General features: G+C 65.1%; 20 protein-coding genes. 8 read left to right on the top strand and 12 right to left on the bottom strand.

Annotation, left to right across the window (positions count from 1 at the left end):
- Positions 1–47 precede the first annotated feature (47 nt).
- The 4 genes from GMOLON4_RS06275 to GMOLON4_RS06290 all read right to left on the bottom strand — a co-directional run bounded on the left by GMOLON4_RS06275 (position 48) and on the right by GMOLON4_RS06290 (position 3,880).
- Positions 48–659: an MBL fold metallo-hydrolase gene (locus GMOLON4_RS06275; protein WP_026936128.1), complete on the bottom strand. Its 612-nt coding sequence runs from the start codon at positions 657–659 to the stop codon at positions 48–50.
- A complete protein-coding gene (locus GMOLON4_RS06280) occupies positions 660–1,763 on the bottom strand; it encodes an S-(hydroxymethyl)mycothiol dehydrogenase (RefSeq protein WP_026936129.1) in 1,104 nt (367 codons plus the stop codon). It lies immediately after the preceding gene.
- Positions 1,764–1,911: 148 nt separating this feature from the next.
- Positions 1,912–2,115, bottom strand: a complete 204-nt coding sequence (locus GMOLON4_RS06285) for a CsbD family protein (RefSeq protein WP_026936130.1) — start codon at positions 2,113–2,115, stop codon at positions 1,912–1,914.
- 127 nt (positions 2,116–2,242) lie between these two features.
- Positions 2,243–3,880 (bottom strand): SAM-dependent methyltransferase, encoded by a 1,638-nt coding sequence (locus tag GMOLON4_RS06290; protein WP_026936131.1) that lies wholly within the window; start codon positions 3,878–3,880, stop codon positions 2,243–2,245.
- A 66-nt stretch (positions 3,881–3,946) separates the two neighbouring features.
- Between GMOLON4_RS06290 and GMOLON4_RS06295 the strand changes: the two genes are divergently transcribed.
- On the top strand, positions 3,947–4,528 hold the full coding sequence (locus tag GMOLON4_RS06295) for a helix-turn-helix domain-containing protein (RefSeq protein ID WP_026936132.1): 582 nt from the start codon (positions 3,947–3,949) through the stop codon (positions 4,526–4,528).
- Positions 4,529–4,546: 18 nt separating this feature from the next.
- On the opposite strand, the gene GMOLON4_RS06300 is transcribed toward GMOLON4_RS06295, so the two are convergent.
- Positions 4,547–4,942, bottom strand: coding sequence for a YchJ family protein (locus GMOLON4_RS06300; protein ID WP_026936133.1), 396 nt, complete (start codon positions 4,940–4,942; stop codon positions 4,547–4,549).
- Positions 4,943–5,055: 113 nt separating this feature from the next.
- On the opposite strand from GMOLON4_RS06300, the gene GMOLON4_RS06305 reads away from it, so the two are divergent.
- The 3 genes from GMOLON4_RS06305 (at position 5,056) to GMOLON4_RS06315 (ending at position 8,750) form a co-directional block, all read left to right on the top strand.
- Positions 5,056–5,691 (top strand): TetR/AcrR family transcriptional regulator, encoded by a 636-nt coding sequence (locus GMOLON4_RS06305; protein ID WP_211222674.1) that lies wholly within the window; start codon positions 5,056–5,058, stop codon positions 5,689–5,691.
- A complete protein-coding gene (locus GMOLON4_RS06310; protein WP_051266308.1) occupies positions 5,679–7,367 on the top strand; it encodes an MDR family MFS transporter in 1,689 nt (562 codons plus the stop codon). Before GMOLON4_RS06305 ends, GMOLON4_RS06310 begins: the two co-directional genes overlap by 13 nt.
- Before the next feature lie 105 nt (positions 7,368–7,472).
- Positions 7,473–8,750: an ATP-binding protein gene (locus tag GMOLON4_RS06315; RefSeq protein WP_026936134.1), complete on the top strand. Its 1,278-nt coding sequence runs from the start codon at positions 7,473–7,475 to the stop codon at positions 8,748–8,750.
- A 93-nt stretch (positions 8,751–8,843) separates the two neighbouring features.
- On the opposite strand, the gene GMOLON4_RS06320 is transcribed toward GMOLON4_RS06315, so the two are convergent.
- Entirely contained in the window at positions 8,844–10,238 is a 1,395-nt protein-coding gene (locus GMOLON4_RS06320; protein ID WP_051266310.1) for a sensor histidine kinase, read from the bottom strand.
- An 86-nt stretch (positions 10,239–10,324) separates the two neighbouring features.
- Here GMOLON4_RS06320 and GMOLON4_RS06325 point away from each other — a divergent pair, with 86 nt between their 5' ends.
- Positions 10,325–10,969, top strand: a complete 645-nt coding sequence (locus GMOLON4_RS06325; RefSeq protein WP_026936135.1) for a response regulator transcription factor — start codon at positions 10,325–10,327, stop codon at positions 10,967–10,969.
- Between the two features lie 180 nt (positions 10,970–11,149).
- Positions 11,150–13,390, top strand: a complete 2,241-nt coding sequence (locus GMOLON4_RS06330; protein WP_169516455.1) for an MMPL family transporter — start codon at positions 11,150–11,152, stop codon at positions 13,388–13,390.
- A gap of 72 nt (positions 13,391–13,462) precedes the next feature.
- On the opposite strand, the gene GMOLON4_RS06335 is transcribed toward GMOLON4_RS06330, so the two are convergent.
- Positions 13,463–14,041, bottom strand: coding sequence for an NADPH-dependent FMN reductase (locus GMOLON4_RS06335; protein WP_026936136.1), 579 nt, complete (start codon positions 14,039–14,041; stop codon positions 13,463–13,465).
- Between the two features lie 173 nt (positions 14,042–14,214).
- On the opposite strand from GMOLON4_RS06335, the gene GMOLON4_RS06340 reads away from it, so the two are divergent.
- Positions 14,215–15,804, top strand: a complete 1,590-nt coding sequence (locus GMOLON4_RS06340) for an aspartate:alanine exchanger family transporter (RefSeq protein ID WP_026936137.1) — start codon at positions 14,215–14,217, stop codon at positions 15,802–15,804.
- A gap of 31 nt (positions 15,805–15,835) precedes the next feature.
- Here the strand turns inward: GMOLON4_RS06340 and GMOLON4_RS06345 are convergent, their stop codons facing one another.
- From GMOLON4_RS06345 to GMOLON4_RS06360, 4 genes are all read right to left on the bottom strand, one after another.
- The gene (locus GMOLON4_RS06345; RefSeq protein ID WP_026936138.1) at positions 15,836–18,187 is read right to left on the bottom strand and encodes an ABC transporter permease; all 2,352 of its coding nucleotides are present in this window, start codon (positions 18,185–18,187) and stop codon (positions 15,836–15,838) included.
- Positions 18,187–18,960 (bottom strand): ABC transporter ATP-binding protein, encoded by a 774-nt coding sequence (locus tag GMOLON4_RS06350; RefSeq protein WP_026936139.1) that lies wholly within the window; start codon positions 18,958–18,960, stop codon positions 18,187–18,189. The genes GMOLON4_RS06345 and GMOLON4_RS06350 overlap by 1 nt, the downstream gene beginning before the upstream one ends.
- 128 nt (positions 18,961–19,088) lie before the next feature.
- Positions 19,089–20,351: a HAMP domain-containing sensor histidine kinase gene (locus GMOLON4_RS06355; protein WP_051266314.1), complete on the bottom strand. Its 1,263-nt coding sequence runs from the start codon at positions 20,349–20,351 to the stop codon at positions 19,089–19,091.
- The gene (locus GMOLON4_RS06360) at positions 20,348–21,070 is read right to left on the bottom strand and encodes a response regulator transcription factor (RefSeq protein WP_051266316.1); all 723 of its coding nucleotides are present in this window, start codon (positions 21,068–21,070) and stop codon (positions 20,348–20,350) included. Before GMOLON4_RS06360 ends, GMOLON4_RS06355 begins: the two co-directional genes overlap by 4 nt.
- A gap of 172 nt (positions 21,071–21,242) precedes the next feature.
- Here GMOLON4_RS06360 and GMOLON4_RS06365 point away from each other — a divergent pair, with 172 nt between their 5' ends.
- The gene (locus GMOLON4_RS06365; RefSeq protein ID WP_084147342.1) at positions 21,243–22,112 is read left to right on the top strand and encodes a DUF1206 domain-containing protein; all 870 of its coding nucleotides are present in this window, start codon (positions 21,243–21,245) and stop codon (positions 22,110–22,112) included.
- Positions 22,113–22,155: 43 nt separating this feature from the next.
- Here GMOLON4_RS06365 and GMOLON4_RS06370 read toward each other — a convergent pair whose 3' ends face one another.
- Positions 22,156–23,493 (bottom strand): L,D-transpeptidase family protein, encoded by a 1,338-nt coding sequence (locus GMOLON4_RS06370; protein ID WP_169516457.1) that lies wholly within the window; start codon positions 23,491–23,493, stop codon positions 22,156–22,158.
- Between the last annotated feature and the right edge of the window lie 229 nt (positions 23,494–23,722).

A 23,722-nucleotide genomic window follows, 5' to 3' on the forward strand; every position in this document is an offset into this window, starting at 1 on the left:
ACGGCCTCCGGCCGCACTCAACCAGCGGGGCTCAGCCAGCGGGGTTGCTACACCCAGTCGCCCTGCTTCTCGGCGCCGATGGTGGTGTCGGGGCCGTGGCCCGTCTTCACGACGACGTCATCGCCGAGCGAGAAGAGCTTCTCGCGGATCGAGTCCTCGATCGTCGGTCGGTCGCTGTAGCTGCGTCCGGTCGCACCGGGCCCGCCCTCGAATAGCGTGTCGCCGCTGAACAGAACACCAAGTTCGGGCGCCCATAGGCACACCGCGCCGGGCGCGTGCCCGGGGGTTGCGATGACCTCGAGTCGCGTGCCACCAATCTCGATGACCTGACCGTCCGTGAGGTCGCCGTCAGGCTGACGCTCCGGGTGGGTCATGTCCCACAGCACGCGGTCCTCGGGGTTCAGCAGGATGGGCGCACCGGTCGCGTCTGCGACCTCCGGGGCGAAGCGGACGTGGTCATCGTGCGCGTGCGTGCACACGACGGCCTTCAGCGTGCGGTCGCCCACGAGCGCGAGGACGGCCTGCGGATCGTGCGGTGCATCGATCACGATGCATTCGCTGTCGTCGCCGACGACCCAGACATTGTTGTCGACATCAAAGGTCTGGCCGTCGAGCGAGAACGTGCCGCTCGTGACGACGTGGTCGATACGCGCGGTCATTTACTTCGCCTCCGCTGCATCCTCGAGGATGACAACCGACCGTAGGACCTCGCCGCGGCCCATCTTCTCGAATGCCGCGTCGATGTCGTTGATGCCGATCGTTTCCGACACGAACTTGTCGAGCGGGAAACGGCCCTGGAGGTAGAGATCCGCGAGCATCGGGAAGTCGCGCTCTGGCAGGCAGTCGCCATACCAGCTCGACTTCAGCGCACCGCCGCGACCGAAGACCTCCGCGAGCGGGAGGGTGATTTCCATGTCCGGGGTCGGAACGCCGACGAGCACGACACGACCGGCGAGGTCGCGCGCGTAGAACGCCTGCTCGTACGTCTCAGGGCGGCCCACCGCCTCGACGACGACGTCGGCACCAAAGCCGCCGGTGAGCTCGCGGATAGCCTCAACCGCATCCTCGACCTTCGAGTTCACCGTGTGGGTCGCACCGAACTCGCGTGCCTGCTCGAGCTTGCGGTCATCGACGTCGACCGCGATGATCTTGGTCGCGCCAGCGATTTCTGCGCCGGCGATTGCCGCGGTGCCAACGCCACCGCAGCCGATAACTGCGACAGACTCGCCGCGACGGACAGCCGCGGTGTTGATCGAGGCTCCGACACCGGCCATGATGCCGCAGCCGATGAGGCCAGCCGCTGCGGGCTCGACGCCTTCATCCACCTTGGTGCACTGGCCCGCGGCCACGAGCGTCTTCTCGATGAACGCGCCGATGCCGAGCGCGGGCGAGAGCTCCGTGCCGTCTTCGAGGGTCATCTTCTGCTCGGCATTCTTCGTCGCGAAGCAGTACCAGGGCTCGCCACGGTCGCACGCACGGCAGTCGCCGCACACCGCACGCCAGTTGAGAACGACATAGTCGCCAACCTCGACGTTGGTGACTCCCTCTCCGACCTGCTCGACGATGCCCGCGGCCTCGTGGCCGAGCAGGTACGGGTAGTCGTTACCGATGCCGCCCGAGACGTAGTGATAGTCGGTGTGGCAGACGCCGCACGCCTGAATGCGGACCACTGCCTCACCGGGGCCTGCGTCGGGAACATTGATGTTGACCAGTTCGACAGGGGCATCCTTGGCCCGCGAAATTACACCTTTAACCTGCTGCATCCTTGCTCCTTCAGTAGTCGTAACGACCCATTTTCTCGCGGGCGCGAAGATCGAGACGCGTCCGATGAGGGCGGGGTCAGGCCGGTTCCATCCTCGCATGCGAAACGGCCCCCACATTGCTGCGAGGGCCGTTCCATTGAGAGATTAATTAGTTGTTCTTCCCGCGAAGATTGTCGATAGCGTCGGTCACGCCGTCCTTGACGTCTTCGACCTTATCCTTTAGGCCAGCAGATGCTTGATCTGCCTTGCCTTCACGACGGAGCTCGTCGTTGTCGCTCGCGGCACCGAATGCCTCCTTGGCACGGCCACCGAGGTCTTCGCCCTTGTTCTCTAGACGGTCTTCGAAACTCATTTAGCTCCTCTCGATCCAGCGGTTGACGCAACTGCGTCATGAATAAGGTTTAGCTTCCCAGGCCCTCCTTGGCGTCACGTTTGGGCGCGGTGGGAATGACTGAGACTTGTCGCCTCAACTTGCATTTTCAGCTTCGCTGCAGCAAAAGTACGCCGTCTTCGAGTTCTGCCGGTGCTCCGTCTGGTGCCATCGCTGAGCGGATGCGCGCCTCGGCAATCACGACGCGCCAAGATGCAGGGTCGAGCGCCAGCGCCTCGAGCTCCTGTTCAGGGCTGAGGAAGGTGTGGTGATGGTTGTGCTTGTGCTTGTGCTTGTGCTTGTGCTCATGCTCGGCTTGGTCGGCGCCGCCAAACCACGGCGGCGGTGCGGCGTGGGTAATGACGAGAAGGTGTCCGCCCTGGCCTACAAGCTCACTCGCGCTGCGCAGGATCTCGGTGCGCGGCAGCGCCAGGGTCGAGTGCAGGAAGCTCGCGGTCACAAGGTCGAAGCGCTCGTCCAGTTGCAACGCGTCCGGGGATGCGAGGTCGACCACGCGGAAGCTTGCTCGGCCTCGCGCTGCCGACGTATCGGGCGCAGCCGAAGCGCCGAACGCAGCCGCCGCCTGTTCGGCCCGGGCTACCGCCACGGAGGAAATGTCGAGCCCGAGCGCATCCCAACCCTGGCTGGCGAGCCAGACCACATCCGCACCCTCTCCCGATCCAAGGTCGAGCGCGGCACCTGGTGCGAGGTCCGCCACGACGTCGACGAGCGTGGCGTTGGGACGACCCGACCACATCGCGGGCTTTTCGCCGTATCGACCGTTCCAGTAGTCGGCGGTCGCCTCCGAGGGCTCATTCGAAGCCGCCACCGCAAGATCGAAATCTTCCTCAACCAACGCCATGTTCAGCTGCGCCGCAGCGAACGCGGCATCGCCCGCGGCCTGCGGGACGGCGGCCCCTGGGTTCACGACGTTTCCGGCTGCCCACACTCGATTCGCACTAGTCTTGCCCGTCGCGTCCACCGCGATGAACGACCCCAACGGGGTGTCGTTACGCGTGAGTTCGAGGTCGGCCAGGAAACCATCATTCGGGGTCGCTTGCCCGAACGTGAAAATGGCGTCGAGCGGATAGCTCTCCCCCGAGGCCGTTCGCACCTCGTCGATGGTGTCGCCCTCGCCAAGCACTTCCGTGATCGGCGACTCGACGATGCGGATGCCCCGGGCCCGCAGCCTCTCGCCGAGCGGCTCGGGAAGCCGGACACCATCACCGAGGAACACCGTGAGGTCGTCGCTCCATTGGCGGATCATCTGAGCCTGATGGAAGCCGAACTCTGAGAGTACGAGAACGCCGAGCCGACCGTCGCGCACTTCCCAGCCGTGGCAGTACGGGCAGTGCAGCACCGTCTTGCCCCACCGCGAGCGCAGCCCAGAAATATCGGGCAGGATGTCGGTGAGCCCGGTTGTCACGACGGCCGCGCGAGCCTCGTGAATGTCACCCTCGGCGGTCTGCACTCGAACGCCGCGCTCGCGCTCGGTGACTCCCGCCACGCGCGCCTCGAGGAATTCGACGCCATACTCACCCGCTTGCTCGCGACCGGTGCGCACGATCTCGAGCGGCGGCACGCCGTCGAGACCGAGAATATTGTGCGCGTGGTCGGCGAAGCGGTTCCGTGGCAGGCCGCCATCGATCACGAGTGTTCGTCGGCGCGAGCGCCCGAGCGCGAGTGCTGCGCTGAGCCCTGCCGCGCCTCCGCCGATCACGATCGCGTCCCAAGTAGTTGTTGTCATGCATCAAGCTTGAGACTATGGTGCGATTATCGCAATCTAATTTGCCAAAACAGCAAGGAACCCCCGATGCCTCATTCAACGTTGGACCAGCTGGGCCCGCGGCTGCGCGCCGCGCGACAGGCGCGCGAGCTCACGCTGGCCGAACTCGCCGAACGGGCAAGAGTCTCCGTGAGCACGCTCTCCCGGCTCGAATCCGGCAAGCGGCAGGCGACGCTCGAGCTCCTGCTGCCCATCACCCGCGTCCTCGACATCCGCATCGACGACCTCCTCGCGGCGCACACGGCCGACCCGCGAGTTCGGCGCACTGCCGTCACCCGCAACGGCCACACGATCACGCCACTCTCCCCCGCGGCTTCCCCGATCGACACCTACCGGGTGACCTACCCGCCCGTCGACGAGCTCCCGACCCTGCGCGTGCACGACGGCTACGAGTGGCTCTACGTGCTCGACGGTCGCTTGCGACTGCGGTTGGGCGACCAGGACCTCGTGCTACAGCCCGGCGAGGCAGCCGAGTTCGACACGCGGGTACCTCACGCGATGTCGGCCGACGGCGATGAGCCGGCCCGAGTCATCAGCATCTTCAATTCCGCGGGGATGCGGATGCACACGCATGTCGCTGAGGCTGCGGTAGGAGGCGACCAAGGATAGCGAATCCCATCCCAGTCGCTAGGCCTCGCTCACGTAGTACCAGCGACCCGATTCGCGCACGAAACGGCTGACCTCGTGCTGCACGCCGCGTTCGATATCGCCCGACGCGGCGATTCCGCGATAGCACGCTTCGAACTCGACCACGCCGTCCGTGTCGAACGGGCCACCCGCATCCACCCGCACGACGTCTAGGCGACGCCACTGCACGACCGGATCCAGCTCGATGTGGGGCGGTCGCGTGGTTCGGTGCCAGGTCTCAAGGAGGTAATCCGGCAGGCCGAGTGCGAACGCCGAATAGCGCGACCGCATGAGGGCCTCTGCCGTAGGCGCCGCCTCCCCGCGATGCCAGCGGGCGCAGCATTCCCCATAGACGAGGCCAGTCCCGCACGGGCAACGCGTCGAGTCGTCAATCATGCATCCGAGTTTAGGAGCAACAACTAATGCTTGCAGCGCACATGGAACACCAAGCATGCACGCCTGCACCCTTTGCACTTGTGCAAACTTGCACGACTGCATACTCTGTATCAGTGCAAACTTCTGACTTAAGCCTTCGCGAACGTAATCGCGCCGACACGTGGGAGAGAATCCACAACGCCGCGGCAGAGCTTGCCCTCGAGCTCGGCTGGACAGCCACAACGATCGACATGATCGCGACACAGGCAGGTATTTCGAAGCGGACGTTCTTCAACTACTTCCCCAGCAAAGAGGACGCGATCCTCGGCGCGCTCGAACCGTCGATACCGGACGCCGCACTCGCGGCGTTCTATAAAAGCGACGAAGACCTCATCCACCGCACCGTGACGCTGACCCTCGCCGTCATGCGCGCGAGTTACCCGCACGAGGCTGGTCGCACCCGACGCCAAAAGCTCATCCAGCGGATGCCCGAGCTCAGTTCCCGCCTCAAGCATCTCTCTATGGGATTCGAACGGGTCATTGAGCCCGTCGTCCTCGGCGAAGTGAAGCGCATTGGGGAGGAAACCCAGCAGCAGTTCCGCAATACGCCGGAAGATGCGGCTCACGCGCTCACGCTCTATGCGCTCACGATCATCCGTTTCGCATTCACCAAAAACCCGGCATCCCTCTCAGAAGAGGGCGACGCGGCAGTGTCGTCGGCCATCACTATTTTTCGAGAGGTAATTCAGAGTTCAACATGGCTGAGTTAGAGAAATCAGGGTCGTCTTCGCAGAACGCGACCAATACGGAAAAATCGACCAGGCGATCGACTTCCGATACGCCCTCGGCCCGCAGCATTGTTCCGCTGTTCATCACCTTAATGGTGATCATGCTGCTCGCATCCCTGAGCCAGATGGTGCTCTCGAGCGCCCTGCCGACGATTGTCGGTGAGCTGCACGGCGTCGAACACATGATGTGGGTGACGACGGCATATCTGCTTGCCGCGACCATCATGATGCCGATCTACGGCAACGTCAGTGACCTCCTCGGTCGCAAGCCCGTGCTCATCGGCGCAATCACGCTCTTCCTCGTGGGCTCGATCATCGGTGGCGTCGCACCAACGATGGAATGGCTCATTGTCGCCCGCCTCGTGCAGGGCCTCGGAGGCGGTGGCCTGATGATCCTCTCGCAGGCCGCCATCGCCGACGTCGTCCCGGCACGAGACCGCGGCAAGTACATGGGCATCATGGGCGGCGTGTTCGCGTTTTCCTCGGTGGCTGGCCCGCTACTCGGCGGCTGGCTGACGGAAGGCCCCGGTTGGCGCTGGGCATTCTGGATGAACGTGCCCCTCGGCGCAATCGCGCTGGTGGCGACCATCGTGCTCCTGAAGCTTCCGAAACGCGCTCAGGATGAGCGTCCCAAGCTCGACTACCTCGGCATGGCACTGCTCGCGATCGCGACGAGCTGCCTCATCCTGTTGGCAACCTGGGGCGGTTCGACCTACGAGTGGGTCTCCCCGCAGATTATTGGCCTCGGCATCGGCGTTGTCGTATTCGGAGCGCTCTTCGTCTGGGCCGAGTTCAAGGCCGAATCCCCGATCATCCCCATGTCGATGTTCAAGAAGCGCAACTTCACGCTGCCCACGATCGCAGGTCTCCTCATCGCGGTGCCGATGTTCGGCGTGATCGGATACATGCCGACCTACTTCCAGATGGCGGTAGGCGCGAGCCCGCAAGAAGCCGGGTTCCTCATGATTCCGATGATGGCGAGCATGCTGATCGTCTCGATCATCATTGGTGCGTTAATCTCGAAGACGGGTCGGTATAAGATTTGGCCGTTGATCGGCATGATTGTGCTCGCCGCCGGCATCACCGGCATGTCGTTCATCACGGTCGAAAGTCCGGTCTGGGTCATCAGCATAGGGCTCGCCATGATCGGTATCGGTCTCGGCATGTCGCAACAGGTCCTGACGCTCATCGTGCAGAACACGTTCCCCAACCGGATCGTCGGCACCGCGACCGCGGCGAACAACTATTTCCGCCAGGTTGGCGGCAGCCTCGGCTCCGCGATCGTTGGTTCGCTGTTCGTCGGTCGGCTCAGTTCTATCCTCTCCCAGGATCTTCCCGCGGGCTCGACGCCAAATGACGGTGTAAATTCGCTCACTCCCGAGATCGTGAACTCGCTCCCAGAAGGCATCCGCTCGATCGTGGTGAACGGCTACAACGAGGCGCTGATGCCAATCTTCCTCTACATGGTGCCGCTCATCATCGCGGCGATCATCATGATGGTGTTCGTCCAGGTGGTTCCGCTCGCCACCAAGATCGAGCGCGATGAGGTAGTCCCGGAGAGCCTCGCAGATGGCCACCTTCCGGTTGCCACGGGAGCGATCCACATTAAAGAGAACATCACCTACGGTGAGGCAGAAGAGCGCGGCGTAGACAAATAGTCTTCGCGTAGCGCTCGCGCGAACCCTCGAGCGTCATGTGGCCCCACATTTCGTCGTACCCTAACGAGAACAACTCTCGAGCTACGACGAAGTATGGGGCCACACGTGACTAACTGGCGAATTCGCGACCTGCAGCCGACCGATGTTGACGGATTTCTCAAGCTCTGGGAGGAATACCGCGCGAGTGGCAATGAACTTGTCTACTCCCTCAGCGAGGTGCTCGCGTCCATCCGCGTTGATACCGCCGTCGCAGCCGTCGTTGGCGAGGAAGTCGTCGGCGTCACGGTCGCCCGGGCCGCGCACGACCAGGGCTGGATCGTCTTCAACGGCGTCAGCAAGCCCTGGCAGCGGCGCGGCATTAGCCGGGCAATGCTCGGAGCCGTCGAGCAGCGGCTCGCGACCCAGGGCATCCAGCGTGTGTCGATCCTCGTGCCCGATGGCGAAGAGCACGTGCAGTCGCTCACGCGCTCCGGGTTCGCGGACAAGGCGCACCTGCGGTACTTCGAGCGCACGATTCCGGTGAGCCAGCAGGAACTCGCGTTGCTTCGCGACCTGGGCGGGCGGATGCTCGCCCGCGACCGCTGGGACAATATCGGCGGGATGCAGGAAGAGAAGAACATCCTCGAGCGTCGGCTCGTGCTGCCGCTATCTGACCCGGAGCTCGCGCAGGGCTTCGGCGTGGTGCCGCCCCGTGCCATCGTGCTGTTTGGCCCTCCGGGAACCGGCAAGACCACGTTTGCGAAGGGCATCGCCTCGCGGCTGGAATGGCCGTTCGTCGAGGTCTTCCCCTCGCGCCTCGCGGCATCCCCCAAGGGACTCGCGGGCGAGCTGCGCGAGACCTTCGAGAAGATCGAACACCTCGACCATGCCGTCGTCTTCATCGACGAGGTGGAGGAGATCGCGGTGCGTCGCGGCGGCGAGCCGCCCTCGCCGATGCAGGGCGTGACGAATGAGCTGCTGAAGCTCATCCCGGCATTCCGCGAAAAGCCGGGTCGTCTGCTCATCTGCGCGACGAACTTCATTCGTGCGCTCGACCCCGCGTTCCTGCGCCACGGCCGCTTCGACTACGTCATTCCCATCGGGCTTCCGGATGCGGCGGCACGTCACGCGATCTGGGTCGGCTTCGTACCCGAGAAGGCCGCGGAGGGGCTCAACTTCGACGCGCTTGTGCAAGCTTCCGAGGGCTTCTCCCCCGCCGACATCGAGTTCGCAGCGCGAAGCGCGGCGCAGACCGCACTTGAGCGTGCCGTCACAACCGGAGACAAGTCCTCCGGACCGACGCTTGACGACTACCTGAACGCGACGGCACAGACACGCACAACAGTCTCGAGCGAGGTCAACGCCGAGTTCCAGGAAGACATCGAGGAGATCGCGCGGCTTTAGCGCCCCGGGAGTAGCCCAAAGAGCGTATCGACCGGTCCGGGAGTAGCCCGCAGGGCGTATCGACCGGCGCGACCTCGATACGTCCCTGCGGGACTACTCGGCCGGCGAGGGGAACGACTCGGTCAGCGACGGGGGCCGCTCGGCCAGCGGCGTCGCCAAGATGCGCGGGGAGTCGATCGTGATCACGGTCGGTCCGCCGCTCGGGCTGACGACCGTGAGGGTCGCGTCGAACGTGTCGAGGCGCCGGCGCACGCCGGCGAGTCCGCCCGCGCGATCCGGCGAAGCCTCCGCATCCATACCGCCGATCCCGTCGTCGATAACGAGGACCCGCACCGCATCGGCTCCGGCTCCGGCACGATCCTGGACATCCACCCGGATCGAGGATGCCCGGGCGTGCTTGGTGGCGTTCGTCACCAGTTCGGTGACCGCGAAATAAAGCGCCGACTCGAGCGGAGCCGCGAGGCGCACCTCGAGATTCGAGGTGACGGTCGTCGGCACGATCGCGTCCGCAGCCAGCGAGCGAAGCGCATCCACGAGGCCGCGATCGGCGAGGACCGGCGGCATGATGCCTCGGACGAGGTGCCGCAGCTCCCCGAGCGCCGCCGCCGACTCGTCCTTGGCCTGTTGCAGCAGTTCGATGGCCGCATCCGGGTCGTCGCGCACGAGCCGCGTCGCCTCACCAATCGTGAGCCCCGTCGCGACGAGTCGCATCTGCGCGCCGTCGTGGAGGTCGCGTTCGATGCGGCGCAGCTCGGCCTGCTCGAGGTCGAGTGCGTCGGCCCGCGTAGTCTCGAGCCGCGCGACCCGCCGCCGGAGCGCCTCGGTGTTCTCGACGTGCAGCACGGCACGGGTCCAAGCGCCAAGCGCCCGGAGCGTGGGTCGGGCGAGCCACCAACCGAGCAGAATCTGGAGGATCGACGCGATCGTCGTGGCGACCGCCAGAAGCGGGAGGCTGTCGGTCCAGAGTTCAAAGAGAAGCAGGTACGAGCCGGGGCGAAAGGCCGGGAAAGCGAGCTCAAACTGGAGCGCGGCAAGCTGCCACACGCCGTCGAGGGCGAGGCCGAACGCGAGCAGCCCGAGGAAGAGACCCACCACTGGGTTCGTGAGCTGCCACAGCAGGTCGCGGAGTACCGCGGGATCCCGCAGTCGCTGCCAGGAGTGGCGCACACCGGCGAACCCCGGCTCGCCTTCGACCGGCCGATACTCCGCGCGGACGTCGACATTCGCGAACTTTCGCGCGAGCCGCCGCGAGCGCTCCGCATTCTCGCGCGCGAACTGCAGCGCGCTTGGGACGAGCCACAGCCCCACCACGACGAAACAGAGCACGAGCACGATCGTGCTCCAGATAAGGCCCGCGAGGTCGAGCAGCGCCTGCACCGCGAAGCGCAGGTCTCGCCCCCACGCCCGGGGCGCCTTGGGGAGCGGTTCGTTCTCCGCGGGTCGCGCCGCCGCGTCGCGGTACGATGTGTCGGAAATCACAGTGTTCATAGCCCCAAGCTTGTCGCGGTAGTCGCGGCAGCTCGATGGTGCCAGCACCACTGTTCACCACGACATCTGATTCGAGGGTAGTGCCGTTGCGTGTCTTCATCGCGGAAGATCAACTGCTGATTCGGCGCGGGATCGAACAGCTCCTGCGGTCACATGGCATCGAGGTCGTCGGCACCGCCGAGAGTGCCGAGGGGCTCGAGGATGCGGTGCTCGCCTCGGGTGCGACGCTCGCGCTCTTCGATATTCGGATGCCCCCGACCCAGACTGACGAGGGGATCCGGGTGGGGGTCGAGCTGCGGCGACGCTCGCCCGGGTTTCCTGTCGTCGTGCTGTCGCAGTACGTCGAGCAGCTGTACTTCAACGAGCTCCTCGCCGATGACCGCGACGCAGTCGGGTACCTCCTCAAGGACCGGGTCTTCGATGACCGGCGCTTCGTGGGCATCCTGCGCGCCGTGGAGGCGGGCGATACCGCCGTCGACCCCGAGGTGGTCGCGCGCCTCGAGTCGCGACGGCCCGCATCCGGCCGCTTGGCCGAGCTCACCGATCGCGAGTATGAGGTGCTCGGCCACATGGCCAGCGGCTCGGCGAATCTGGAAATCGCCGAGCGGTTGTTCGTGACCGAAAAGGCCGTCGCGAAGCACATCAACGCCATCTTCGCGAAGCTCGGGCTAAGCGACCACAGTGTGAGTTCGCGCCGCGTCGAAGCGGTGCTGACGTACCTGCGGCGGTAAACGCGAGCGCCGCTCCGTTCGCGGGCAGTGGAAGTAGCCGCGAGCGCCGCGTGGTTCGCAGGCCCAGGTGGTGCTGGCACCACCCTTCGACCGAGGTGGTGCTGCCACCACCGCGCGAGCATTGCCTGGCGGCTGAGATCGGAAGTGACCCACTCGATCTCGCACGAACGGATGCAGCCCATGTTTTCCACTCGCACACTGCCGCACCCCACCACCGCCGAAATACCCAGCCCCCGCCGCGCCCCGAAGCCCAGTAGCTCACTAACCCGCAAGCCTCCGCCCTACGTCCGACTCGCCACCTGGAGCGCCGATCACCCGCGCTGGGCGCTCCTCGTGTGGGCGGTGCTCATCGCCGTAACTTTCTCGATCTCGATGTTCGCCGACACCCGGCAGGCCACCGAGCTCGAAATGATGACCGGCGAATCGCAGCGGGCGGCGATCCTCGCCGACGAGGCGGGGTACGTTGCGCCCGCGACCGAACTCATCCTGATTCGCGGCGACGCGAGCCCGCAGACGGCGCAGCACATCCAAGATGAGCTCGCCGCGACTCCGCACGTCGACGCGGTGCACGGACCGGTTCAGGAGGGTGGCGCCATGCTCTTCCAAGTCGAGCTCAGCGGCGACCCCGAGACGGCGGCCGACCGGGTCGGCCCGCTGGCCGCCACAACCGAGATGCTCGCGGATGCGCATCCTCAACTGGACATCTCGCGAACCGGTGACGTCTCAATCACCGAGGGATTCCAGACTTGGCTGGGTGACGAGCTCGACCGCGCCATGATCCTCACACTGGTCTTGACCCTCATCATCCTGCTCGTGGTGTTTGGCGCGGTATTCATGGCCCTGTTGCCGGTCGCGGTTGGGGCCGCAGCGGTACTTTCCGCCCTCGGGCTCTGGGCAACCGCCTCGCAACTCGTGCCGGATCAGGGCATCGTGCCCCACGTGATCGCGCTGATCGGCCTCGCCGTGGGCATCGACTACGCGCTGTTCTACTCGCGGCGATATCGCGAAGAGGTGCATGCACTCGAGTCCGGTCGACAGGGCGAGGCGCACCGGGATCGCACCACCGCGCAAATTGCCACCGAGATCGCCGCGCGCACCGCGGGCCACTCGATCCTCGTGTCCGGCACCGCGGTGTCCCTCGCGATGGCAGGGCTCTTCTTCCTCGGCGAGACGATCTACACGGGCATCGCGATCGGCGCCATCCTCGTCGTGCTCGTGGCCATGGCGTCGGCGGTGACCGCGATGCCCGCGCTCATGCGGCTGCTTCACCGCTTCATCGACCGGCCGCGCATACCATTCGTCTGGCGAATCACCGGCCGCGAGATTGCCGATGGCCGCCCGAACCCACTTGGTCGCATCCTGCATCGGGTCGCGCGACGTCCGTGGCTCGCGCTGGGGGCGACCCTGCTCATCCTCGCGATGCTTGCGGCACCGGCAGTCGGGATGCGGCTGACGAACACCACGATCGACGATTTCCCTCGCGCGTTCCCCGCGATGACGACGTACGACGAGGTCCTGGATGCGTTCCCCGACAATTCGAGCTCGGTCACCGTGGTGCTCCGCGCAGACGAGGCGGGAGATGCGTCGGCCGACGGCGGTACCCTCACGCTCGGCGCAGGCGACCTCGCGGAGGCTGTCGGCGCGCATCCCGAGCTATTCGGCGCGGTAGGCGGCCTCTGGCAGAGCCCTGCGGAATCCTCCGCCCAGATCGTCGTGATGACGATCCCTGTGCCACACGAGACCACCTCGCCCGGGGCCCGCGATGCGCTCGAGACGCTGAGGAGCGACGTGCTCCCGGATCTCCTTGCCGCGCATCCCGACATCGAATCGGCCGTGGGCGGACCGATCGCCGCGAACGTCGACGCATCCGCCAGCATTGCCCAGAAGATGCCGTGGGTGATCGGGATCGTCGTGTCGCTGACGTTCCTCTTCATGCTCGTCACCTACCGCTCGTTCGCGGTCGCGGGCATCACCGTGGTGCTCAACATCGCCTCAACGCTTGCCTCGTTCGGGATTCTGATGTTCATCTTCCAGGGCTCCTGGGCGGAGGATGCGCTGGGCTTTACCTCGAACGGCGGGCTCGTGTCCTGGGTGCCGCTGCTCCTTTTCGTCGTTGTCTCTGGACTGTCGCTCGACTATCACGTGCTCGTCCTGGGCCGCGTGCGCGAGTTTGCGGTCGCAGGCTTTTCGGCTCGGGATGCGGTGATCGCGGGGCTGTCGAAGACCGCGGGTATGGTCACCGCCGCGGCCGCGATCATGATCGTCGTATTCGCGGTCTTCGGTTCGATGTCCTTCATCGAGCTCAAGCAGATCGGCGTCGGGCTCGCGATCGCGACGCTTCTTGACGTCACGCTAGTGCGCGTCGTGGCGCTGCCGGCCGCGCTCCTGGCTTTCCGCCGCCAGCTGTGGTGGAAGTCGTAGCGGAATCGAAAAAAGCGAATCCCGGTGTCGGAGAGTCGACACCGGGATTCGCTGCGTGCGAGGAAGACGCGATTAGGCGTTCGCACCCTCGAGCGCGAACTGACCTGCGCGGACCGCCTCCATCGCCTTGGTCCAGACGATGAGCTGGTCGAGCATCGGCGCGAGCGATGCGGCGCCCATGTCGGAAGGCTTGAAGGTCGAGAAGTTCTCGATGTCGGTGAAGAGCGAGAACTGTGCGGCGTTGCGGACGTGCGCAACCTGTGCCTCGGAGAGCACGACGCGGAGGTTCTCGACCGCGCGGACACCCATTGCCGAGCCGTAGGACGCGAAGCCGGCGGCCTTGTTGTGCAGCTCAGGCTGGAGGTAGTCAAGCGCGTTCTTGAGCGCGCCCGAGATGCCGTGGTTGTACTCGCTCACGACGAAGACGAAGCCGTCAAACTCGGCCATCTTTGCGCTGAATGCCTTGCCCTGCTCGTTCGGAGCCTCGGCACCCGGAGCACCATCCCAAACCGGCAGGTTGAATTCCTTGATGTCGACGATCTCGTAGTCGGCGTCGCCGCGCTTGTCGGCTTCGGCCTTGATCCATTCGGCAGCCTGGATGCTGAGGCGGTTCGGGCGGATGCTCGAGGTGACGATCGCAATCTTGGTCATTGGGGCTCCTTGAAACTCAGTGAAGTGATTCGACCGGCGCGCGTTTCGTGCGCCGACAGAGAAGGTAACTACTTGCGCCTTTAACTTATTCCATGAATTTGCATCCAACAAGTTAGTTTCCGAAATTCGTCGCCGTTCACGTCTTCGTGACCGCGTGCCACTAGCGTAGAAACGTGGTCGATCTCCTTATCGCGTCACCGCTTCTGACACTGTTTCTCACCGCCGCGCTCGGCACCCTCCTCGGTGCCGTCCCGTTCGGCCCGCTGAAGTTCGGTGCCGCCGGCGCGCTCTTCGTCGGCCTCGCGATCGGTGCGCTCGATCCCCAGCTCGGCCAGGGGCTCGAGCTCGTCCAGTCGATCGGTCTCGCGCTGTTCGTCTACACCGTGGGACTCGCCTCCGGCGCGTCGTTCTTCCAGGACCTGCGCCGACAGACGCCACTCATCATCGGCGGCGTGGTGCTCATCCTTCTGTTCGCCGTCACCGCCGTTGCCGCAAACCGCGTGTTTGGGCTCGGAGGCGAGCTCGCCGCCGGCATGATGGCTGGCGCGCTCACCTCGACCCCAGCCCTCGCTGCAGCGACCTCCGCGGCCGGTGGCAGCGCCGAGCCCGCGGTTGGCTACGCCATCGCCTACCCGGTCGGAGTCATCGTCACCATGATCATCGTCACGATCGTCGCCCGCAGGCCGCTCCCGGCCAAGAACGACCCCAACCCCAACAACCTTGACGGGCTCGAGGCATGCACCGTCGCGGTCGAGCATCCGATGCGGGTCTCCGAGATTCCCGGCATTGCCGAGATTCCAGGGAGCGACACCGGCGAGGTGCGGGTCTCGTACCTGCAGCGGGCCGGAGAGGTGTCGGTCGCATCCCCCTCGGAGCTGCTCCGCGAGGGCGACCGCGTCGTGGTGGTTGGGGTACCGGATGCGGTGCGCACCGCCCAGGAGGCGCTCGGCAGCCGGGTCGAGGAGAACCTCGTCCATGACCGCTCGGTCGTCGACTACCGGTACTTCATCGTGTCGAATCACGAGCTGGTCGGGCGCACCGTGGCCGAGCTACTCATCCCGCTTCGCTTCGATGGGAAGATCACGCGTATCCGCCGCGGCGACCACGACCTTCTGCCCACCGCCGAGATGACCCTGCAGCTCGGCGACCGTGTGCTCGTCGTCGTCCCGCGCGAGCGCTTCGGCGAGGTCTCGAAGTTCTTTGGCGACTCCGAGCGCAGCATTACCGAGGTCGACTTCTTTTCAATCGGGCTCGGCATCGCGATCGGTGTTGCCATCGGCCTGATCTCTGTGCCGCTCGGTGGCGGGATGGGCATCGCACTCGGCAGCGCGGCCGGTCCGCTGCTGATCGGTCTCATCCTTGGTCGCATGGAGCGCACCGGGCCGATCGTGTGGACCATGCCGATGGCCGCCAACCTCACGATCCGCCAACTCGGTCTCGTGATCTTCCTCGCCGCGGTGGGGCTCGCATCCGGACAGGCCTTCGCACAGACGGCATTCACGCTCACCGGGCTCACCATCGCCGTCATTGCCACGGTGGTGCTCACGGCCATCCTGTTATTGCTGTGGTGGTGGAACCGCGTCACCGGCATGTCCTCCGCGCGCGCCGCGGGCGCCATCGCCGGATTCGTCGGTCAGCCCGCGATCCTTAGCCACGTGAATTCGCTGGTCGATGACTCGCGCACGAACTCGGGCTACGCGGCCCTGTTCGCGGTCGGCATCATCGTGAAGATTCTGCTGGTGCAGGCGGTCGTCGCGCTGTAGGTCGCGGTTGGAGACGGTCGGCCTCCCGACGTCAGGTTCGGACGAGTTCCACCGGGCTGATGCGGCGGATGCGCGAGGCCAGCGCGAAGACCAGCACAAAGGCGAGCAGAATGAGCGCCAGCACGAGCACAATCGCCCACGACACATCCACCGGGAGGGATGCTTGCACGAGGCCGATGCCGCTCAGCATTGCCGAGACGAGCGAATCGAGGAAGCCGAAGCCAGCCAAGGCACCGAGCACTCCCCCGAGCGCGACCACGGGCACGTACGCGAGGGCGGTCTGCACCGCGAGCTCGACCCACGTGTACCCGATCGCCCGACGGACGCCGAAATCGCGTCGCTGCTGGACCAACAGGGTGCTCACCATCAGGCTCAGGATGATCGCGATCACGGCGATGGTGATCCCGAGGATCGCTGCCGAGAGCCCCGCGGCCATCGACACGTAGGTGACCGATTGTCCCTGCACGTTGGCCCGGTAGTCGATGATTTCCGCGACCTCGGACGCGTACTGCTCCTCGATGTCGTCGATCACGGGGCCGGTCTCGTAGCCCTCCTCGAGGTAGATCGCGACGGTGTTGTGCTCGAAGGTGGCGTCGGCGCGGACCGCACCGGCCGTGGTCAAGCTGCCCTCCATACCGAGCGACCTACTCGACTGCGTGAGGCCGGTGATCAGGTAGTCCTCGGTGCCACTGTTGATCGTGACCGGAATCGTGTCCCCGACTCCCGCATCCAACACCTCGCTCGCCTTCGCGCCGATCGCGATCTCGTTATCGTGAAGGGGATAACGACCCTCAAGAATCGTCGAGAGGTCGAGCAAGTCGTAGTCGTCGGTCACCATGAGCGCGATCTGAGTCCCCTCGCTCGTGCCGTTGGCCGTCGATTTCGGGAAGGCCTTGCGCACGCCCTCCATCTGCGCGAGGTCGTCGGCGAAGGCGTCTTCCGCCGCGATGCCCTCTGCCGGGTACACGGAGACTGCCTCGTAGTCGCCCGCGATGAGGTGCGTGAACCCGACCGGGTCGTTCGCGATGTTTTTCACCGCGGCGAGTGCGAACATCGAGGCGAACGTCACGAGCGCGACGATGACCGTGATCGACACGACCTGCGCGGGGTTCTGCAGGAGCTGCTTGAGCCCGAGCGTCCCCAGCAGCGGCCCTCGCGTCGTCTCGAGCGGCAGAGGGTTGCGCTTGAAGCTGTGGGTGAGGATCCCGCCACGCAGCGCGGTCACCGGTGGGATGCGCTTGACTCGTCGGGTCGACAGCAGGGTCGAGACGACAATGGTGCCGACCAGGATGACGATCGCGAGTGCGAGCCCCAGCGGATTGAAGCTCGATTGCCACAGGATGCCGGACTGCGTCGAGAGCATGTTCTCGACGATCGGCATGAACGCGTACGACAATCCGACCCCGAGAAACACCGCGAGCAGACCGACCCCGGCAAACGTCACGAGGAAGCTCCCGCGGATCTGCGCCACGCTCACGCCGATCGCTTTCATCGTGCCGATACCCTGGAGGTCACGCTCGATCGTATTGCGGCAGACATATCGCAGCACGAGCGCGGTGACGGCCGCCAGGATGACCGCAAACGCGGTGAGGATGGCCGAGGTGACGTTGGAGCCGATCGTTGCCGCCATGCGCATCGTGTCGAGCGTGCTGCCGCTGAACGGCAGTTGCGTGTTCGCTGGAAGCGCCGCCAGAATCTCTTCGGACACGTCGGCGAGCACCGCCTCGGCGTCGGCGGGATCGTGGGTCATGGCGCTGATGAACGAGCCCATCGGCGGCGATTGCTCGGCCAGAAAGTCATCGTAGGCGTCAGTGTGGAGCGCGAGTCCCTGGTTCCCCATCGAGATGCTCCCGAGCGATGGGCTCTCGAAGAACCCCTGCACGGTAAACCGGTACGTCGCGCCGATCCCCTCGACCTTGAACGCGTCGCCCAGCGCATACCCGCCGCTATCGCGCCACTGCACCGGCACGTAGGCACCGTCCGCGAATTCCTCCGTCGCAGCCTCGACGACGCCAAGCCTCGAGAGCCCGCGGAACGCGTCCACGTCGAGCGCGGTCATGAGGGCGGTCTGCTCCGAGTCACCGAACGAGAAGGTGCCGAGAAAAACGGGAGCTGACTCAACCTGATACTCGGAGACACGGTCGTCGCCAGCGAGCGCATCCTCGGCGATCTCGGCCGATTCGTCATCGACCAGCAGCATTTCGAGGTCGGGGGTGCGCAGTTCGTCGAAGCGTTCCTCGAGCCCGCGCGGAAAGTCGACCGCGGTGACCACCCCGAGGTTGATGAGGGCGGCCGCCAACAGCGTCAATAGCCCCATGGCAATCACCTGCATGGGTTGCTTGCGCAGACTTCGCAGCGCCAGGAGCCACGTGGTGCCCATCATTACCAGCCCATCTCGTCGAGAAATCGAGTCAGCGCGTCGACGCGCGGCGAGTCGTCGGTGAGCGATCGCGGCAGCTCAAGCTCGCCGTTGATGACGCCGTCCCGGAGATAGCAGATGCGGTTTCCGCGAATCGCGGTGCGCACGTCGTGCGTGACCATGACGATCGTCTGGCCGCGGCCGTTGATGTCGGTCAAGAGGTCCAGCACCATCTCGCTCATCGCGGAGTTCAGCTGCCCGGTGGGTTCGTCCGCGAATACCACCTCCGGCTCGTTGATCAGCGCCCGCACAATCGCGGCCCGCTGCGCCTCACCGCCCGAGAGCATCCCGGAGAACTTGCCCCGCGCATCCTGATCGAGCCCGACGAGGTCGAAGAGCTCGTGAGCGCGCGCAACGACCTCCTTACGGTCACGATCGCCAAGGAGGCCAGCGGTGAGGACGTTGTCCATCACGCTCATCCCGTCGAGGAGGTACACCTGCTGAAACACGAAGCCACACCTGCTGCGGCGGAAGCGCGCGAGCTGCGATTCGCTGCGGTCGGTGAGCTCGGTCTCCCCGAAGCGCACGGAGCCGAGCGTCGGTCGGTCCATGCCCGATAGTGCGTACAGGAGCGTCGATTTTCCGGCGCCGGACGGGCCCATGAGCACCGTGAAGTCGCCCTCGCGGATGCGTAGGTCGAGGTTGCGCAGGACATGCTGCTGGACGCCACCGTGGCTGAACGTCTTCGAGAGCTTGTTCGTGACGATGACGTCGCGCGGTGCAGTTTGCGTGTCCATCGGGCTTCCTCCGGTCGGCGAATCGGACTGGGATTCGATTACCCTCACCGTATGTCGGGCCGAGATGAACAGTCCTTGCCAAATTCCTACGAGACTCTTAACGGCGCGGCGGCTTAACGATGCGGCGGCTAACGACTCAGTGGCAGCGCGAGGTCGACCTCGAAGCCGCCACCCTCGGCGGGCCTCGTCGCGAGCGAGCCACCCATCCGTTCCATGAGCCGCGCCGCCGTGTAGAGCCCGAGGCCGAAGCCCGGCACATCCGCCGCGTTCGAGCCCCGCACGCCCTTTCCCACCAGAACCGGATGCTCGTGCGCGGGCACGCCCGGGCCGAAGTCTCGCAGGCGCAACGCGAGATGCTCGCCCTCGATGTCGCGCTCTAGTCGCATCACGGTGCCGGCATACTTCGAGGTATTCGCGAACACGTTATCGAGCACCTGCGCCAGGCGCCGCGGGTCGACGTCGACGAGCGCGTCTGGGAGGGTGAATTCGCGAAGCAGCTGATTGACGTCGGCGGCCCGAATGATCGTGGCCAACTCCTCGCTCGAAATCGTTTCGGGGGTGATCGGGAGCTGCTCGATCTCGTCTGCATTCGCTTGGAAGAGCGTGGACATAAGCTCGTCGATCTGCCGTGTCTTCTCGACGACGAGCCGCAGTTTTGCCGCGCGGTCGTGGTCTGACTCCCCCAGTTCGAGCAGCTCCGCGGTCGCCCCGATCGTCGCCACAGGCGTCCGGATGTCGTGGCTGAGCTGGGCGATGAGGTCCTGCTTGTCGGCCCTCGCCTTCCGCTCGGCGCGGCGCGCCGCCGCGAGTTCAGTGCGCATGAGGTCAAATGCCTCGGTGAAAGCCCCGAAATGGTTTCCGCGATCCATCTCTAGTGGCACGCCGAGATCGCCGTCGGCGACGTGTGCCGCGAACTCGCGCAGGCGACGAAACGGCCAGAGAATGCGTCGCTCGATCCACACGAAGACGCGGATCAGCAGTATCGCTGCGCCAGCCAAAACACTCGCGATAATGCCGACGAGCATTCGTGTTTGCGCCTCGTAGACCTGCGTATCGGTGGATGCCACGAAGAGCTGGCCGACGGGCTCCCCACCGACCTCGACGGTGAGAGATCGCGCCCGCTCGCGCACGGCGGCCAACTCGTTTTCGATGAGGTCTCCGCGGCTGTAGACGACCGCACCGCTCACGTCGACAACCGTTAGGCTCGGCGCATCCGGCGGGTAGGAATCGTCGGTGAGCTCGCCCCAACCCGACTCCGTCCGGGCGAGCAGGTCATTTACCGCGGCGACGTCAGGGCCTGGGAGCGACCTCGTTGCGAAGCTCACCACCGCGAAGCCGCCGCCTACCAGCATCACAAGTGCCAGCGCCAAGACGATCAGCCGTGCCCTCACGCGCGAGCCTCGAGTCCGCGCCCTTCGAATCCGCGCCCTTCGAATCGATACCCCCTGCCCCACACCGTCTTGATGTATCGAGGATGCTCCGGGTCGGGTTCGATCTTCTTCCGCAACCGTCGCACGTGGACGGTCAGTGTACCGTCACCGACGAACGCATCCTCCCAAACGTGCTCGAAGAGCTCGTCCTTCGTCAGGACCCGGTCTTGCTCGCGCACGAAGTAGTCAAGCAGCCGGTACTCCATCGCCGTGAGCTCAAGCTCGAGATCCTCCACGAAGAAGCGCTGACCATCTGCGTCGAACCGCAGGTGGCCGTCGTCGTAGCCGGCCCGCGCATCCGTGTTGGGGCCCGTGTTATCGAGTCGTTCGAGAATGCGACGAATCTTCGCCACGAGGACACTGAGCGACACCGGTTTGCGGAGGTAGTCGTCCCCGCCGAGCGTCAGCGCGAGGATCTCATCGTCGTCGCTACCGCGCGCGCTGAGAAACACGATGGGAAGGGACTTGGACTCACGAACCTTGCGGCAAAACTCGAAGCCGTCCATGCCCGGCAGCCCCACATCGAGCAACAGCATCCGGGTGGGATGCGCGGCCAGGAACTCGAGCGCCGCCTCGGCCGAAGCGACCCAATCGGCTCGGATGCCGAAGGCGGCCAAATACTCCGTCGTGCTCGACGCGAGGGCCTCCTCGTCGTCGACCATCAACACGTCATATTCCATGCCACGCTCCCGGCGTCATCCCACTCAACCCAGAGTAGTGGCGCCGGGTAGCGTGCTCGTCAACGCCCACGCAGGACGGTGGCGACGCAGGACGGTGGCTACGTGCGGGCCAGCTCCTGCGCCCCGCCTCATCTTCGAGAAAAGTGGCAGTGTGCCGTTCTAAGCTGCCCGTATGGCTCACGGCTCGGCTTCCGGATCAGACTCCGATTTCTCAGCACAGCGCGCAAAGGATGCGGCCTCGCGCGCGCTCGGTGACGCCGCCGACAAGGCCGAGGAGGCGTCAAAGCATCCTTGGTTCCGACGAGCGGCCCGGGCGGGATATATCGCTAGCGGCCTGCTCCACATGGTGATCGGCGTCATCGCACTCAATCTCGCGTTCGGATCGGCGCCAGAGGATGCGGATCAGTCGGGGGCCATCGAGCTGCTGGCTTCGAGCCCGCTCGGGATCATCCTGGTCAGCCTGTGTGCCCTCGGCTGCGCGCTCCTCGGGCTCTGGCATCTCAGCGAGGCGATCTGGGGCAGGGACTCCGCCGTCAAGGACCGGCTCAAGGCTGCGGGCGAGGCGGTGATGTACTTCGCGATCGGTGGCGCGTTCCTGATCGCCGCATTCGGCGGCGATCAGGATTCCGGCGAGACCACGAGCGCGCTGTCCGCGCGGCTCATGTCGAATCCGTTTGGTGCGGTGTTGCTCATCCTCGTCGGAATCGCGATCGTTGTCATCGGTGCCTATCACGTGTACAAGGGCGTCTCGCGCAAGTTCATGGAGGATTTGCGGTCGTCGCGTAAGGACGAGATCAGGCTCGCGATCAAGATCGTGGGTATCGTCGGCTTCATCGCCAAAGGTGTTGTGCTTGCGCTTATCGGCGTGCTGTTCATCGTCGCGACGGTGCGCCACGACCCCGAGGACGCGACGGGAATGGACGGCGCCCTGCGCGCCCTCTTGGACCAGCCCTATGGCGAGTGGATGCTCGCAGCGATCGGCGTCGGCCTGATCTTTTTTGGCGTGTACTGCGTGATGCGCTCGCGCTACGAACGGCAGTAGCCGAGGCGATTGCCCCGGCTACTGGTTCATGTTTGTGATTTCGCTATTTGCGGATGATGACGTCGGTGCCCTCAGGCGCCCAGTCGTAGATCTGCTTCGCGCGGTCTTCCGGCATGCCCACGCAGCCGTGGCTCATCGGAGTGCCCCAGTTGTCGTGCCAGTACACGCCGTGGAAGGCCTCGTCACCGTTGAAGTACATCGGCCACTTCACATCCGGCTGCACATAGTCGTCCCCGTACATGGTCTGGATTTCCTGTCGCCAGCCAATCGAGTAGTGGCCGAGTGTCGTCGGGGTCAGGTCCGTCCCGGTTGAGACGAGCCAGGAGTCAACGACCTGCCCGTTTTCCTTCACGTAGAGCTTCTGCTCGCTGAGGTCTACCTCGAGCGTGTACTCCACCGTGGCGGTTTCCGCCGGAACCACGGTCGGTTCGACCGTGAACGCACTGTTGTGCTCCGCGAGCTGGGCGACAAATGCATCCGCGAGTCCGTCTGTGCTCTCGAGCGACATGCCGTCCACCGTGGGCTCGAGCGTCTCGAGGAACTCTCCGGCAGAGTTCACGATCGCCTTGCCTTTGACTGGTTCCTGATAGATGAGGTCGGGAAGCTGCTGCGCCAGCGAGTCGAGGGTCGCGGCGTCCGCGGTCACGGAGTATTCGAATACGCCCGCCTCGGGGTTGGGCGTGAGCTCAACCCAGGTCTCGAAGTCGGCCGACTCGATGGCAAGGATGCGCTCGTCGCCAACGTAGTATCCGGCGTCGCCAACCAGCGTGTTGAGTTCGCCCGCCGTCTCTTCTGCCGAAGCCGTCGTGATGTCGGCCTCGTGGGTGGTTACGGAAACTTCAGCGGCCGTTGCGCCACCGTCCAGCGCCACAGTGAACGCATCCTGCACCGTGGCCGGGTCAACGCCCTTGCCCTCCGATGCCGGGGTCACGACGTATTCGCCGTCCTGGAACGTGATCGACGCATCCACCGGGTCGATGGACTGGCTCGGGAACGCATCCCGGAGCGTGGAGTTGGTGGCGGTGTCATCGAAGGTCACGGCTGGGCGGATCTCCTCGCCCGACCAGGAGCCGATGTTCCAGAGCGGCCGCTCGGCCATCGTCTGATCGACGACGTTCTGCGCGTCAACGCTCGCGCCGAGGGCCGAGCCCGCAACGGCGACCGTGTTGTCGGCGACGGTGATTGAGGTCTCCGTGCCAGCGACGTGTTGCGTCACGCTTTCGGCGGCCGCCTGAGGCGTCATGAAGCTGACATCAACGCCGGCGATCTTCGTGCCGGGCGCGATGAGCGACATTCCGGCCCACGCGGCGACACCCGCAACGGCCAAAGTTGGGATGCCGACGGCGAGTAAGACGAATCCTGGTCGACGTGTTTTCGGCATTTCAGCTCCTTCCGAGCGTGATCTCATTCTTTTCAGTGTATCGACTACACCAAATTTCGCGAGACATCCAGGCGAAATTCATCCGAAAATCGTTACGTTCAGCATTCTGGTGGATGACGACGCCAACGGGCACGGGATCCCTGAGGCGTCTCCTGACAGTATTTCTGGGGTGCGCACTGTAGTGCAAGTTTTATCGACGGAAAGCAAAGAACCCGATCCCTCGAAAGGG

It is taken from the genome of Gulosibacter molinativorax, assembly GCF_003010915.2.
In the GTDB taxonomy this organism is placed as follows: domain Bacteria; phylum Actinomycetota; class Actinomycetes; order Actinomycetales; family Microbacteriaceae; genus Gulosibacter; species Gulosibacter molinativorax.